Source organism: Nocardia heshunensis (genome assembly GCF_054782115.1).
The window spans coordinates 81,409-95,248 of sequence record NZ_BAAGTC010000024.1; the positions used below are offsets into that span (position 1 = coordinate 81,409).

The following is a 13,840-nucleotide window of genomic DNA, read 5'->3' on the forward strand; positions in this document are numbered from 1 at the left end:
ACCCCCGCATCCCCCTGGGGAGGATCCGATGACGTACGGCAACGATCCCTACTCGCAACAGCCGCAACAGCCCGGCTACGGACAGCAGCCACCCTTCGGGCAGCAGCCCGGCGGATACCCGGGGCAGCCCGGTGGATATCCCGGCCAGCCCGGCGGCTATCCGCCCGGTTACAACGCCTTTCCCCAACAGCCCTATGCCAGTTGGGGTGCGCGGGTGGGCGCCCTCCTCATCGACCGATTGATCATCGGCGTGCCCGCCGCGATCTTCTACGGGATCGGCATCGCGATCGGCTCGAAGGATATGAACTGCGTCAACGACTCCAGCGACACCTCCTACAGCACTTCGTGCTCGGGCGGGCTGTCCGCCGGTGGCCTCGTGCTGATCCTCATCGGTGCGCTCATCGCGTTCATCGGCGGGCTGTATCTCATCTACATGGAGGGCACCAGCGGCCAGACCCCCGGCAAGAAGATGCTGGGCATCAAGCTGATCCGTGAAGCCGACGGCCAGACCCTCGGCTTCGGCATGGCCTTCGTCCGCCAGCTCTGCCATATCGTCGACAGCCTCGCCTGCTACCTCGGCTGGCTCTGGCCGCTCTGGGACGCCAAGCGTCAAACCTTCGCCGACAAGATCATCAGCAGCATCGTCGTCAAGGTCTGAACCCCACCAAACACCATGCCCGCCCGCACTTTCCAGTGCGGGCGGGCATGTTTGCATTGTCTCGACGCGAAGCGTCAGTTCAGGACGTCGACCAGGTCGATGACGAAGACCAGGGTCTTGCCGGAGAGGTGGTGGCCGCCGGACTCGCCGTAGGCCAGCTTCGGGGGGATGGTGAGCTGGCGGCGGCCGCCGACCTTCATGCCCGGGATGCCTTCCTGCCAGCCCTGGATCAGGCCGCGCAGCGGGAAGGTGATGGACTCGCCGCGGTCCCAGGAGGCGTCGAACTGCTCGCCCGTCTCGTACTCGACGCCCACGTAGTGGACGGTCACGTTGTCGCCCGGCTGAGCTTCCTTGCCCGTGCCCACTTCCAGGTCCTTGATCACGAGAGAGACGGGGGCGGGGCCGTCCTGGAACTCGATTTCCGGCTTGCTGCTCATGGGCTGTCCTCTTCGATTGGATCGGGATCGGGGTCACGATCACCTTAAGCCCCGAAGAAAGACCCGGCCGCAGCGGAGGCAGAATTGGGTCGATGGCCGAAGTAATCCGTATCGACGATCCCAGCGATCCGCGGGTCGCCGATTTCCGTGATCTCAACAATGCCGATCGGCGGCCCGACCTGCCCGGGGGCAAGGGATTGGTGATCGCCGAGGGTGTCGTTGTCGTACAGCGAATGCTGGCCTCGCGGTTCCCGCCGTTCGCGCTGCTGGGCGTGGAACGCCGATACGAACAGCTCGAAGCCGATCTCGGTGGCGTCGATATTCCGTATTACCAGGCCAGCGCCGAGGTGATGGCACAGGTGGTGGGATTCCATTTGAATCGCGGCGTGCTCGCGGGCGCATTCAGGCCACGGGAGCTCACAGTGGACGAGGTGCTGGCGCAGGCCCGCACGGTGGCCGTGCTGGAAGGCGTCAACGACCACGAGAACATCGGCTCCATCTTCCGCAATGCCGCCGGATTGGGCGCGGACGCGGTCCTGTTCGGCGACCGCTGCTCGGATCCGCTCTACCGGCGCGCGGTGCGGGTCTCCATGGGCCACGTGCTGCGGGTCCCGTTCGCCCAGCTGCCGCCCTTCCCCGACGGCCTGGACCTGCTGCGCGACAAGGGTTTCCAGATCATCGCGCTGACCCCGAACCCGAAGGCCGACACCCTGGCCACCGCCATGACCGGCGACCGGGTGGCGCTGCTGCTCGGCGCGGAGGGCCCCGGCCTCACCGAGGAGACCATGCGGGCCAGCGACATTCGGGCCCGGATCCCCATGACGCCGGGCACCGATTCGCTTAATGTGGCCACCGCGGCCGCCATGGCCTTCTACGAGAGAGTGCGGACCCAGTGAGCCATCCACCCGACGGACCCTATGGATACGGCTATTCCGAACCCACCCCGTGGGGCGCCGGGATCGCCACCGTGGCGCTGGTGGCCGGGCTGACCGCGGCGGGCGTCTACGCGTTCGGGGCGGCGCTGGCCCAGATACATCCGGCGCTGTCGGTGGTGGTCAATCTGATCGCCGTCGGCGGTGCCGCGCCGACCGCGTGGCGCTGGCGGTACGCGCCGGTGACCCGTTGGGTGATCGTCGGATTGGCGGCCGGGGTCGCGCTGGCCTGGCTGGCCCTGCTGCTCTCGGCCGGGTCAGGAGACTCGGTCGCGTCCGCGTAGCCAGCGCAGTAGCCCGCGCTTGCCGTCGTGTTCGGCGGGCGGCGCGGCGACCTCGGGTTCCAGCTTGGGCGCCTCCCCCTTGGGGAACAACGAGAACCCGCACACCTCGATCTCCTCGGCGGTCAGCGCATCCCCGGAAACCTTGCCGCGGTAGCGGAATCCGAGCCATTCCTGATTGGCGGCATCGGCGAAATCGGGCGGATCGAACGGCAGCAGTTGCGGGTCCGGCAGTTCGCCGGGCGCGAGTTCGATGGGGTATTCGCCCGCCCAGTGCGGCCGCTCCCACACCCGCGGCATGCCCTCGTCCTCGAGAATATTGACCCGGGTCGCGCTGAAGGAGCGGCGGAATTCGCCACGCTCCCAATAGGCGAACGCACCCCAGCCCAGCGACAGGTCGTAGGAGATGAGGTAGGTGGCCTCGGAGGCGAGCGGGCGCACCAGCAGCTCCGGCAGTTTGGTCGGGCGCGGCAGGGCGGCCTGGGTGGAGCACACGACGGTGACGCCGGGATAGCAACCGATGTAGACGGATTCGGGATCGGGCCCGGCCCACACCTTCATGGTGCCGGATGCGGCGGGCACCACATCGCGGTCGGGGTTGAGTTGTTTGGCGAGCGCGAAGGCGGCGTCCGGGTCGGGGCCCGGGTGTTCGCGCAGCACCGCCACCGGATCGGGGGCGTCGACGTACCACAGGGATGAGACCGTTGACGGCATCGACGTCACCTCCCTCTAGTCATTGCACACAAGCTAGCTAACTTTGAGCAATACTAGGCGGCCGAACGTCGGCGTCGACGCGCATCGGCCCGGCAATGACCGCCAACGGAATTGAATCTACCCTGGCAGGCCGCCGAATGTGGCTGTTGCGGACGTCGTTTCCCGGCGCGCCGGAGAACGGAATGCTAGCGGCAATCCGCTAGCAACCGAATTCGCAGAGGTGGCTCAGTGGCCGGAGCTGCGCACCCCTAGGAGCACGTCTTCCCAGGACGGCATCGGGGCCTTGCCGCCACGCTTGGCGCGATTCGCCTTCTGCGCGTTCGGCTTCGCGGCGGGCGCGGCCGGGGCGGGAGCCGGTTCCGGGGTGACCTCCGCGGCCGGGGCGGCCGGAGCCGGCGGGGTCGCGGGAGCGGTCGGCGCCGCGGGGGCCGGAACCGCCGGAGCCTGGGGCTCTTTCGCGGCCGGAGTCGTGGGCGGGGCAGCCGGGGCCGGAGCCGTGGGCGCGGCGGCCGTCACGACCGGCACAGTGCCGTCGCCGACGGCGGCGCGCTGCTCGAAGTAGTCCTCCGAGTTCGCCTGCTTGGCGACCCGGGCGGGCGCGGAATCGTAGTCGGCCGCGCGCTCCTCACGCGGTGCGGGGGCGGGGGCCGGAGCCTCCTCCACCGCGACGTCGTTCTGATCCGGCAGGATGGTCGCCAGGCCGCGCAGCGCGCGCCCGAAATCCGGGTCGATCAGATCCGAGGCGGGGTCATCGAGCGGGACCACCGAGCCGCCGTGCGCGTCCGGCTGGTAGCGCCAGTGCGCGGCGATCACGGAACGGCCCGCCTGCCACTGCAATTGGGCCACCCAGTAGCCCTTCTCGTCCTTCCAGGCATCCCATTCGGCGACCTCGATATTGTGGCCGCGCTCGGCGAAGGCGGCCGACACGATCTCGATCAGGGTCTCGATGGCGGGACCGTCGTTGCGGACGGGGTGCGCCTTCTGCGCCAGCTCGGCGGCCCGGGCGCGTTCCAGCAGAACGGGATACGCGAAACGCTCGACGCGCGAGAGCGGCATGCCGGACTCTTCGGTGACCTGCTCCACCGAGGCACCGGCACGGATACGAGCCTGGATATCGCGTGGGCGCATCGTCGCTTCCGTCTCGATCTCGATTTGGCCGAACCGTGCAAGATCTCCGCGGGCAGCGGCGCGCAGTTTGTCATCGGCGGCGAGCCGGTACTTCTGGCCGCTCTCGGTATCGATGCACACGATGTGCGTGGAATCGGGCGTCAATCCGATCACTCGAAGTTCACGCACCGTTACCTCCTGTTCGCTGCGTCCCTCACAGCTATAGCTAGGCTCGCGACACCGCCCACGTTCTGGAACAGTAGTGCACTTCTGTTAATCATGGGGCAAGACACGCGGCGCGGAAATCTGTTCCCAGACTTCCGCGCCGCATTAGTGTGAGCGATTCGCCTCAGTGGCGAAACCGATTTCACGGTCCCTCGTTGATCGTGAAGAAACCGTGAACCGGTGCTGTTTTTACTGATCAGCCAAGCTTTTCGACGACCCAGTCGATGCAGCGGGTGAGCTGCGAGACATCCTCGGGGTCGATGGCCGGGAACATGCCGATGCGCAGCTGGTTACGTCCCAGCTTCCGGTACGGCTCGGTGTCCACGATTCCATTGGCGCGCAGCACCTTCGCGACGGCCGCGGCATCCACGGTGTCGGCGAAGTCGATGGTGCCGACAACCTGCGAGCGCAACGCCGGGTTCTGCACGAACGGCGTGGCGTACGCGCTGGTCTCGGCCCACGAGTACAGGCGCGAGGAGGAATCGGCGGTGCGCTTCACGGCCCAGTCCAAACCGCCGTTGCCATTGAGCCATTCGATCTGGTTGGCGAACAGCAACAGGGTGGCAAGCGCCGGGGTGTTGTAGGTCTGGTCCTTGGTGGAGTTGTCGACCGCGATCGGCAGCGACAGGAACTCCGGCGTCCAGCGACCCGAGTTCTTGATTTCCTCGACGCGCTCGAGCGCCTTCGGGCTCATCAGCGCGATCCACAGGCCACCGTCGGCGGCGAAGCACTTCTGCGGCGCGAAGTAGTACACGTCGGTGTCGGCGATGTTCACCGGCAGGCCGCCCGCGCCGGAGGTGGCGTCGATGGCGACCAGGGCGTGGTCCGAGTTCGCCGGACGCGACACCGGAATGGCGACACCGGTGGAGGTCTCGTTGTGGGCCCAGCCGATCAGGTCGACCGAGGGGTCCGAGGTCGGCTCGGGGGCGTCGCCCGGCTCCGACTTGACCACGATCGGGTCACCGATGAACGGGTTGCCCTTGGCGACCGAGGCGAACTTCGAGGAGAACTCACCGTTGCTCAGGTGCAGCGACTTCTCGCGGATCAGGCCGAAGGCGGCGGCATCCCAGAACGCGGTGGTGCCACCGTTGCCCAGCACGACCTCGTAACCGTCGGGCAGGGAGAACAATTCGCGCAGACCGGAGCGCACCCGCGCCACCACGTCCTTGACCGGCTTCTGCCGGTGGGAGGTGCCGAACACCGAAGCGCCGGTATCCACCAGGGACTGCAACTGCTCGGGACGCACCTTGGAAGGTCCGCAGCCGAACCGTCCGTCGGCGGGCTTGAGATCGTCGGGGATGGTCGGGAACGCAGAGGTCATGGCGACAAGGGTAAAGGTGCTATCACCCGTGTACGCGAGGGGGTCCGGCCCCGAAAAACCTTCCGACCCCCACGTTTGGCGTCCCTTGTTTCGCCCCGCCACAAACCCGCGCGTAACGCTGTGGCACGAACCACACACCCATTACGGTTTACCGCCATGGACATGGCCGCACACGAGCGACCGAGCACCACCCCCGACCTGCCGCCCGCTTCCGCCCCCAGCACACCCCCGGCAGCGACTCCCGGACCACCGCCTCGCCGGCAAGACCCCTTGCCCCGCCCGCCCCTCGGCCTGATGGCCCGCCTGTCCTCGCAATTCGGCTCCCGCGGCCTCACCCGCCGCGGCCCCACCCTCGACGACGCGGCCCGCCGCGAACTCCTGTTGCACGGCACGGAGGGCACCGCCACCATCCTGAGTGTCCGCAGCGCCGCCAAACCTGCACCGGCCCAGCCCGATTCGATGCCACTCCCCCAACGCGACTCCGCCCAGGCCGATATTCGCACCCGGGCCGAGAAGCGGGTGGATGCCCGCGCCGCGGCCGACCGGCGGGCGGAGAGCCGCGCGGCGGATGCGGCCGAGCCGGGGCAGCAGTTCTGGGTGCGAATCCAACTCGAGGATCGGCACGCGTACGAGACACGGGTGCGGCAGCGGGTCAGTGCGGCCGATCGGGAATGGATGCAGCCGGGCGACATCGTGTGCTGCCGGGTCGACCCCGGTGACCACGACCGGGTGGTGCTGTATCTGCCCGCGCCCGAGGAGACTTCGCGCACCAATATCGCCAAGATCCTGGCCGACGGGCGGCGGGCCCGCGCCACCGTGCTGGCCGCCACGCCCGTCGCGGCCGACTACACCGGGCGCGACGATCCGGTGCTGCGGCTGGATCTGGAACTGCGGGCGTGGGACGAGCCGACCCCGTGGCGGGTGCGGGTGGTGCAGCCGGTCCCGTTGTCCGCCATGGAGTTGATCGACCTGGGCCGCCACCTCGAGGTCGCCTTCTTCACCGTCGACCGCGGCGAATCGGTGGCCGTCGACTGGGCCGCCTCCCGAGAGGTGTGACGGCTCTCGCGGGAGATGTTCAGGGCAGGTGCACGAATTGGAAGCCGTTGGCCTTCAGCGCGGGCAGGGCGGCGAGCATGCCCGCGCCGGTGCCGGACTTGGGGCGGTGCATGTGGGCCAGCGAGATGCCGCCCGACTTGGCGGCGGTCATGTTCTGCTGCACCACGGCCGCGGCGGCGGTCGCGCCGAAATCGGCGTTGACCGAATAGCCGACCGGGGTCTCACCCAATTCCTTGACGATGGCCACGGCCACGTCGTCGTAATGCGCGGTGCCTGCCCGGAAGAACCGTGGGCCGTGACCGGTGAGCGCGGCAATGCGCTGATGGTTTCCCCACACCTCGTCCACCGCGGCCTGTGCGGAAGCGGTGCCCTTGATCTCGTAGGCGGCACGTCCGGTCACCGACAGCGGGCAGTGCGCGGTCCCGTGATTGCCGATCTCGAAGAGCGGATTGCTCGCCAACTGGGTGGCGCGCGCCGGATTGGCGTCGATCCAGCGCTTGTTCAGGAACAGGGTCGCCGGGATCTGCTGCGCCTGCAGGAAAGCCAGCAGGTTCTCGTCGATGTCGTTGTTGCCGGGTCCGCCGCAGGCGTCGAAGGTGACCGCGAACTGCTTACCGGTGGCATTGAATCCGGAGATGATGCCGTCGATATCGGTGCCCCACGCCTGCGGCTTCTGCCCGGCGAACTTGCCGGCGACGGCGTCCGGATTGACGGCGGAGAAGGGTAACCGCGCCGGCGCGGTGGCCGGATCGGCCGAACCGCGCGGCGGTTCCAGGATGCGATCGGACGAATTACCGCTCGCCACGCCGCATCCGGCGGTGGCGAGGCTCGCGGCGAGCGCCGCGCCCGCGGCGAAGAGGCCGCGCCTGGAAAGTCCTGCGTCGAGCACCGATGCAGGTTATGTGAATCCGATCTCGGAGGCCAGGACCCGAATCACGTTTGTTTCAACCGTCGCGGTCCGGCAACCGGTTCACCACGGTTGTTGGGGCTGTTGTAATCCACTGTTCGACCGCAGGATTCACGGCGAGAGCGGCTTCGAGTTCATGCCATCGGCCGAATTGCCCCAGACTGTAGCCTGCTCGACCGAATCAACCGTTTCGCAAGGAATCGAATGACATACCCGAACAACCCTTATCCGCAGCAGCCGCAGCAACCGCAGCAGCCCGGATACGGCTACCCGCCCGCCGATCAGCCCGCCCCCGGCGGCTACGGCGCTCCCCAGCCCGGCTACGGCGCGCCCCAGCAGCCCGCGTACGGCGCTCCCCAGCCCGGTTACGGTGCGCCGCAGCCTGGTTACGGCGCCCCGCAGCAACCGGCTTACGGCGCACCGCAACCCGCGTACGAGGCGCCCAAGCCCGCCTACGACGCCCAGCCGGCCTACGGCGCTCCCCAGCAGCCGGCCTATGGTGCCCCGCAGCAGCCCGCTTACGGCGCACCGCAACCCGCGTTTGGCGCGCCGCAGCCCGCCTATGCTCCGTTCGGGGGATACGGGGCACAGTATGCGAGCTGGGGCGCGCGAGTCGGCGCGTACTTCATCGACTACCTGATCGTCATGGTGCCCGCCGCCATCCTGTACTTCATCGCGGGTGCCGCCGGCACCTCGAAGGTGGAGTGCACCACCAGCAGCAGCTACGACGTCAACTGCACCGGTGGCGGGATGAACGCCTTCGGCTACATCCTGATGCTGCTGGCCTTCGCGATCAGCATCGGTGGCAACCTGTACCTCTCGTACCTCGAGGGCACCACCGGACAGACCATCGGCAAGAAGACCGTCGGCATCAAGCTGGTGCGCGAAAGCGACGGTCAGCCGGTCGGTTTCGGTCTCGCCTTCGGCCGCAAGCTGCTGCACGTCGTCGACGCCCTGCCCTGCTACATCGGCTTCCTGTGGCCGCTGTGGGATGACAAGAAGCAGACCTTCGCCGACAAGATCGTCAAGACGATCGTCGTCCAGGCGTGATCTGAAGCTCGAAAAATAATGGCCCGCAGCGAATCTCGCTGCGGGCCATTATTCGTTCGATCGAATTACTTGTGCGACACCAGGTCCCAGCCCGATACCGTCTCCGGCTGGCGCGGGGCCGGGCCGGTGTAGATGGCGGCCGGGCGGACCAGCTTGCCGAGCTTTTTCTGCTCGAGGATGTGCGCACACCAGCCGGCGGTGCGGCCACAGGTGAACATGGCGGGCATCATGTGCGCCGGGACCTCGGCGAAGTCCAGGATCACGGCGGCCCAGAATTCGACATTGGTCTCGATGGCGCGGTCGGGGCGACGCTCACGCAGCTCGGCCAGGGCGGCCTGCTCCAGCGCGGCGGCGACCTCGTAGCGCGGGGCGCCGAGGCGCTTGGCGGTCTCGCGCAGCACCTTGGCGCGCGGGTCCTGGGCGCGGTAGACGCGGTGCCCGAAGCCCATCAGCTTTTCCTTGCGGTCCAGGATGCCCTTGACCAGAGCCCGTGCGTCGCCGGTCTTCTCGACCGCTTCGATCATGGGCAGCACGCGGGCCGGGGCGCCGCCGTGCAACGGGCCGGACATGGCGCCGATGGCGCCGGACAGCGAGGCCGCCACGTCGGCGCCGGTGGAGGCGATGACGCGGGCGGTGAAGGTGGAGGCGTTCATGCCGTGCTCGGCGGCCGACACCCAGTAGGCGTCGATGGCCTCGACGTGGCGCGGGTCCGGGTCACCCTTCCAGCGGGTCATGAACCGCTCGGTAATGGTGGTGGCCTCGTCGATCTTGGCCTGCGGCACGGCGGGCTGGTAGATGCCGCGCGCCGACTGCGCGACGTAGGACAGCGCCATCACCGAGGCACGGGCGAGGTTCTCGCGCGCGGTGTCGTCGTCGATGTCGAGCAGCGGCTGGTAACCCCAGATCGGGGCCAGCATGGCCAACCCGGCCTGCACATCCACGCGCACGTCACCGGTGTGAATCGGCAGCGGGAAGGGCTCGGCCGGCGGTAGGCCGCGGCCGAATTCGCCGTCCACGAGCAGGGCCCAGACATCACCGAAGGTGACTCGATTCGCGACGAGGTCCTCGATGTCGACGCCGCGGTAGCGAAGCGCACCGCCGTCCTTGTCGGGTTCGGCGATATCGGTGGTGAAGGCTACGACGCCTTCCAGACCGCTCACGAAGCCGTCCGGGACGACATTGGTGGGTACCGCAGCGCTGGCAGTCATGTTGTGACTCTCCTTGCAAATCGGGCTGCCCGATCCTTGGGCAGCCACGCCGATCATTTGCGAGCTTAACGCGAGCATTACCGCGGAGTAACGTCTGCCCCATGGTTGACCAGGAGAAATTCGCCACTGCAGACCTTGACATCGCGGCCCTGCGGGTCGAGTACGGAGTCGATCAGGGCGACAATCATCCGGGCCGGGAAACCGACCTCGACGAGACCTGGCTGGCCGACGGCTGGGAGCCGTTGCTGCGCAACTGGATCGAGCACGCCACCAGCGCGGGCCTGACCGACCCCAACTCCATGGTGCTGAGCACCATCGAAGTCACCGAAACCGGGCCGAAGCCGTCCTCGCGAACGGTGCTGTGCAAGGGGCTCTCTCCCGAGGGTGTGACTTTTTACACTAATTACGAATCGTTCAAGGGCCGCCAGCTCACCCAAACCCCCTATGCCTCGGCCACTTTCGTCTGGCAGGCGATGGGGCGGCAGGTGACGGTGCGCGGGCCGGTGCACCGGGTGTCCGCCGAGGCCACCGAGGTGTACTGGCAGTCCCGGCCGCGCGGCTCCCGGCTCGGCGCGTGGGCCTCGGAACAGTCGCGGCCCATCGCCTCACGGGCGGATCTGGATCGCCAGATGGATCTGACCGCCGAGCGCTTCACCGATGTCACCGACATCCCGGTGCCCCCGTTCTGGGGCGGATTCCAGATCCAGCCGGAGACCGTCGAGTTCTGGCAGGGCCGCCGCAGCCGCATGCACAACCGCATCAAGGTGACGCTGGAACCGGGGAACACGGACGTGTCCGCCATGAAAATCGAACGGCTCCAACCTTGATGAGATATTTCACTTCCAAATGATGGGATGATCGGTCCAAAACTGATAGCCAAGCACTGTTTCGCCTGGCTAATGTCGTGTCGGTGAAGCTGCTCGCCGACATAACTCCATTACGGAATCCTGATTACCGCCGGTTGTGGACCACCGGCGTCATCACGGTCATCGGCGCTCAGCTCTCCGTAGTCGCGGTCCCCAAGCAGCTCTACGACATCACCCACAGCTCTTCGTATGTGGGCCTTGCGGGACTCTTCGGCCTGATCCCGTTGATCGTGTTCGGCCTGTGGGGCGGTGCGCTCGCCGACGCCATGGACCGCCGGAAAATGCTGCTCATCACCAGCGCGGGCACCGGCATCACCTCCCTCGCCTTCTGGGCCCAGGCCGCGGCCGGGCTGAACAATCCGTGGCTGGTACTGATCCTGTTCTCGGTACAGCAGGCGTTCTTCGCCATGAATCAGCCCGCGCGCAGCGCCATCTACCCGCGCCTGCTGCCGCCCGAACAGCTGCCCGCAGCCAACTCGCTGAGCATGACGGTCATGCAGTTCGGCGCGATCGCCGGTCCCGTGCTGGCGGGCATGCTGATTCCGTTCGCGGGCCTGTCCACGCTCTACCTGATCGACTCGATCGCCCTGCTGGCCACGCTGTGGGCCATCTGGAAGCTGCCGCCCATCCCGCCGCACGGCGAGTCGCGGCGGGCGGGCCTGCGCGAGGTGTTCGACGGGTTCGCCTACCTGGCCACCCAGCGGATCCTGCTGGCCTCGTTCGCGGTGGACGTGGTGGCCATGGTGTTCGGCATGCCGCGCGCCCTGTTCCCGCAGATCGCGCAGGACAGTTTCGGCGATTCCGCTTCCGGCGGAACGGCTTTGGGTCTGCTGTTCGCGGCCATGTCGGTCGGTGCGGTGTTCGGCGGGGTGTTCTCGGGCTGGCTGACGCGGGTGCGCCGACAGGGCCTGGCCGTGGTGGTGTGCATCGTGCTGTGGGGTGCGGGCATGGTCGGGTTCGGGCTGGCCGTGGGCCTGGCCGGGCACGGGCTGACCGTGACGCTCGCACTCTGGATCGCGCTGGCCTGCCTGGCTTTCGGCGGTGCCGTGGACATGTTCTCGGCGGCGCTGCGCACCACCATGCTGCAGTCGGTGGCGACCGATGAGATGCGCGGTCGGCTGCAGGGCGTGTTCATCGTTGTCGTGGCGGGTGGACCGCGCATCGGTGATGTTGCGCACGGTTTCGCGGCTGCGGCCGTGGGTACTGCTGCAGCGGCGGCGGGCGGTGGCGTCCTGGTGGTGATCGGCATGATGATCGCGGCCGTGGCGTTCCCCGCATTCGTCCGATACCGCGTGGCACGTGCGCATTCGGAGGTGCAGCTCGCCTGAAGTTTTCGAGAGTGATGCAGATAGCACATGACCGCCGCTAGGCTCACCTGCGAACGATGTGACTGTGAGGTAGCAAAGAGCGACCCTCATTGGTCGGGCGTAGTGGACAGCGGCTAGCGTTGAGGCAAGCGCATCGCGCGCCGACCGCGTCCGGTGCCTACGGTTACAAGCCTGAGAGGGATCCTTCCGTGCCCGCTGAGAACATCATCAACGTCGACGACGACGCCAAGCCGGTACTCCAATACCCGGGCGGCGAGTACCCGATGACCGTCGCCAAGGCCGTCGAGGGCAACGACGGGATCGACCTGGGCAAGCTGCTGGCCAGCACCGGGTACGTCACCTACGACCCCGGTTTCATGAACACCGCGTCGACCAAGTCGGCGATCACCTACATCGACGGTGAAGCGGGCATCCTGCGCTACCGCGGCATCCCGATCGAGCAGCTGGCCGGCAAGTCGACCTTCATCGAGGTCAGCTACCTGCTCATCTACGGCGAGCTGCCGACCCAGGCCCAGCTGGACGACTTCACCGACCGCATCCGTCGCCACACCCTGCTGCACGAGGACCTGAAGCGGTTCTTCGACGGCTTCCCGCGCAACGCGCACCCGATGCCGGTGCTGTCCTCCGCGGTGAACGCGCTGTCGGCGTACTACCAGGACTCGCTGGACCCGCGCGATCCCGAGCAGGTCGAGCTATCCACCATCCGACTGCTGGCCAAGCTGCCGACCATCGCGGCCTACGCCTACAAGAAGTCGGTCGGTCAGCCGTTCCTCTACCCGGACAACTCGCTGTCGCTGGTGGAGAACTTCCTGCGGATGACGTTCGGCTTCCCGGCCGAGCCGTACGAGGTCGACCCCGAGGTCGCCGCCGCGCTGGACATGCTGCTCATCCTGCACGCCGATCACGAGCAGAACTGCTCGACTTCGACCGTGCGCCTGGTCGGTTCGTCCGACGCCAACCTGTTCACCTCGGTGTCCGGTGGCATCAACGCGCTGTGGGGCCCGCTGCACGGCGGCGCCAACCAGGCCGTGCTGGAGATGCTCGACGACATCAAGGCCAACGGCGGTGACGTCAAGGAGTTCATCCGCAAGGTCAAGAACAAGGAAGACGGCGTGAAGCTCATGGGCTTCGGGCACCGCGTCTACCGCAACTACGACCCGCGCGCGACCATCGCCAAGCAGCACGCCGACAACATCCTGGCCAAGCTGGGCGGCGACGACCAGCTCTTCGGGATCGCCAAGGCGCTGGAAGAGGCCGCGCTCACCGATGAGTACTTCATCGAGCGTCGCCTGTACCCGAACGTCGACTTTTACACCGGCGTCATCTACCGCGCCATGGGCTTCCCGACCCGCATGTTCACCGTGCTGTTCGCCATGGGCCGCCTGCCGGGCTGGATCGCGCACTGGCGGGAAATGCACCGCGAGCCGCTGAAGATCGGCCGTCCGCGCCAGATCTACACCGGCTACGGCGAGCGCGACTACATCGAGATCAACGGTCGCTGACACGCTTTCGGCTGAGACCAGGAAAACCCCGCCCCACGCATTGTGGAGCGGGGTTTTTCGTTGCAAGGACTTGTTAAGGATCTTGATGGCCCGGCACGGCAATCTTGTTCCTGTAAGCGGGAAACGAACACACGGGGGCCGAAACAGTATGGGCCGCAGGGACATACGGGAAGGCAGGAAATCATCGGAGCTTTGACGGACTCGTAATCGGTTCGGGGGAACCGAAAGCGGGGGGATCGGGGGATCCG

The 13,840-nt window shown here is 67.4% G+C and carries 14 protein-coding genes; 8 read left to right on the forward strand and 6 right to left on the reverse strand.

Annotation, left to right across the window (positions count from 1 at the left end):
• The first annotated feature begins 28 nt into the window (after positions 1-28).
• The gene (locus tag ACYVN4_RS39365; protein WP_460728346.1) at positions 29-658 is read left to right on the forward strand and encodes an RDD family protein; all 630 of its coding nucleotides are present in this window, start codon (positions 29-31) and stop codon (positions 656-658) included.
• Positions 659-732: 74 nt separating this feature from the next.
• Here the strand turns inward: ACYVN4_RS39365 and ACYVN4_RS39370 are convergent, their stop codons facing one another.
• Positions 733-1,095 (reverse strand): FKBP-type peptidyl-prolyl cis-trans isomerase, encoded by a 363-nt coding sequence (locus tag ACYVN4_RS39370; protein WP_460728348.1) that lies wholly within the window; start codon positions 1,093-1,095, stop codon positions 733-735.
• Positions 1,096-1,187: 92 nt separating this feature from the next.
• Here ACYVN4_RS39370 and ACYVN4_RS39375 point away from each other — a divergent pair, with 92 nt between their 5' ends.
• Positions 1,188-1,991, forward strand: coding sequence for a TrmH family RNA methyltransferase (locus ACYVN4_RS39375; RefSeq protein WP_460728349.1), 804 nt, complete (start codon positions 1,188-1,190; stop codon positions 1,989-1,991).
• Entirely contained in the window at positions 1,988-2,311 is a 324-nt protein-coding gene (locus tag ACYVN4_RS39380; RefSeq protein WP_460728351.1) for a DUF2537 domain-containing protein, read from the forward strand. The genes ACYVN4_RS39375 and ACYVN4_RS39380 overlap by 4 nt, the downstream gene beginning before the upstream one ends.
• Here ACYVN4_RS39380 and ACYVN4_RS39385 read toward each other — a convergent pair.
• The 3 genes from ACYVN4_RS39385 to serC form a co-directional block, all read right to left on the reverse strand.
• Positions 2,285-3,022: a DUF6928 family protein gene (locus ACYVN4_RS39385; RefSeq protein ID WP_460728353.1), complete on the reverse strand. Its 738-nt coding sequence runs from the start codon at positions 3,020-3,022 to the stop codon at positions 2,285-2,287. The two genes, ACYVN4_RS39380 and ACYVN4_RS39385, sit on opposite strands and share 27 nt — an antisense overlap.
• A gap of 225 nt (positions 3,023-3,247) precedes the next feature.
• Entirely contained in the window at positions 3,248-4,318 is a 1,071-nt protein-coding gene (gene sepH / locus ACYVN4_RS39390) for a septation protein SepH (RefSeq protein WP_460728355.1), read from the reverse strand.
• 232 nt (positions 4,319-4,550) lie between these two features.
• Positions 4,551-5,675 (reverse strand): phosphoserine transaminase, encoded by a 1,125-nt coding sequence (serC, locus tag ACYVN4_RS39395; RefSeq protein ID WP_460728357.1) that lies wholly within the window; start codon positions 5,673-5,675, stop codon positions 4,551-4,553.
• Between the two features lie 156 nt (positions 5,676-5,831).
• On the opposite strand from serC, the gene ACYVN4_RS39400 reads away from it, so the two are divergent.
• Entirely contained in the window at positions 5,832-6,731 is a 900-nt protein-coding gene (locus tag ACYVN4_RS39400; RefSeq protein WP_460728359.1) for a hypothetical protein, read from the forward strand.
• Between the two features lie 19 nt (positions 6,732-6,750).
• Here ACYVN4_RS39400 and ACYVN4_RS39405 read toward each other — a convergent pair whose 3' ends face one another.
• Entirely contained in the window at positions 6,751-7,620 is an 870-nt protein-coding gene (locus ACYVN4_RS39405; RefSeq protein WP_460728361.1) for a polysaccharide deacetylase family protein, read from the reverse strand.
• 222 nt (positions 7,621-7,842) lie between these two features.
• Between ACYVN4_RS39405 and ACYVN4_RS39410 the strand changes: the two genes are divergently transcribed.
• Positions 7,843-8,688, forward strand: coding sequence for an RDD family protein (locus tag ACYVN4_RS39410; RefSeq protein WP_460728363.1), 846 nt, complete (start codon positions 7,843-7,845; stop codon positions 8,686-8,688).
• Positions 8,689-8,753: 65 nt separating this feature from the next.
• Here the strand turns inward: ACYVN4_RS39410 and ACYVN4_RS39415 are convergent, their stop codons facing one another.
• Positions 8,754-9,896 (reverse strand): citrate synthase 2, encoded by a 1,143-nt coding sequence (locus ACYVN4_RS39415; protein WP_460728365.1) that lies wholly within the window; start codon positions 9,894-9,896, stop codon positions 8,754-8,756.
• A 101-nt stretch (positions 9,897-9,997) separates the two neighbouring features.
• Between ACYVN4_RS39415 and pdxH the strand changes: the two genes are divergently transcribed.
• The 3 genes from pdxH (at position 9,998) to ACYVN4_RS39430 (ending at position 13,592) form a co-directional block, all read left to right on the forward strand.
• Complete coding sequence (gene pdxH, locus ACYVN4_RS39420) at positions 9,998-10,723, forward strand: pyridoxamine 5'-phosphate oxidase (protein ID WP_460728367.1); 726 nt, start codon at positions 9,998-10,000, stop codon at positions 10,721-10,723.
• Positions 10,724-10,806: 83 nt separating this feature from the next.
• On the forward strand, positions 10,807-12,090 hold the full coding sequence (locus ACYVN4_RS39425) for an MFS transporter (RefSeq protein ID WP_460728369.1): 1,284 nt from the start codon (positions 10,807-10,809) through the stop codon (positions 12,088-12,090).
• 188 nt (positions 12,091-12,278) lie between these two features.
• On the forward strand, positions 12,279-13,592 hold the full coding sequence (locus ACYVN4_RS39430) for a citrate synthase (RefSeq protein ID WP_460728371.1): 1,314 nt from the start codon (positions 12,279-12,281) through the stop codon (positions 13,590-13,592).
• The last annotated feature ends 248 nt before the right edge of the window (positions 13,593-13,840 follow it).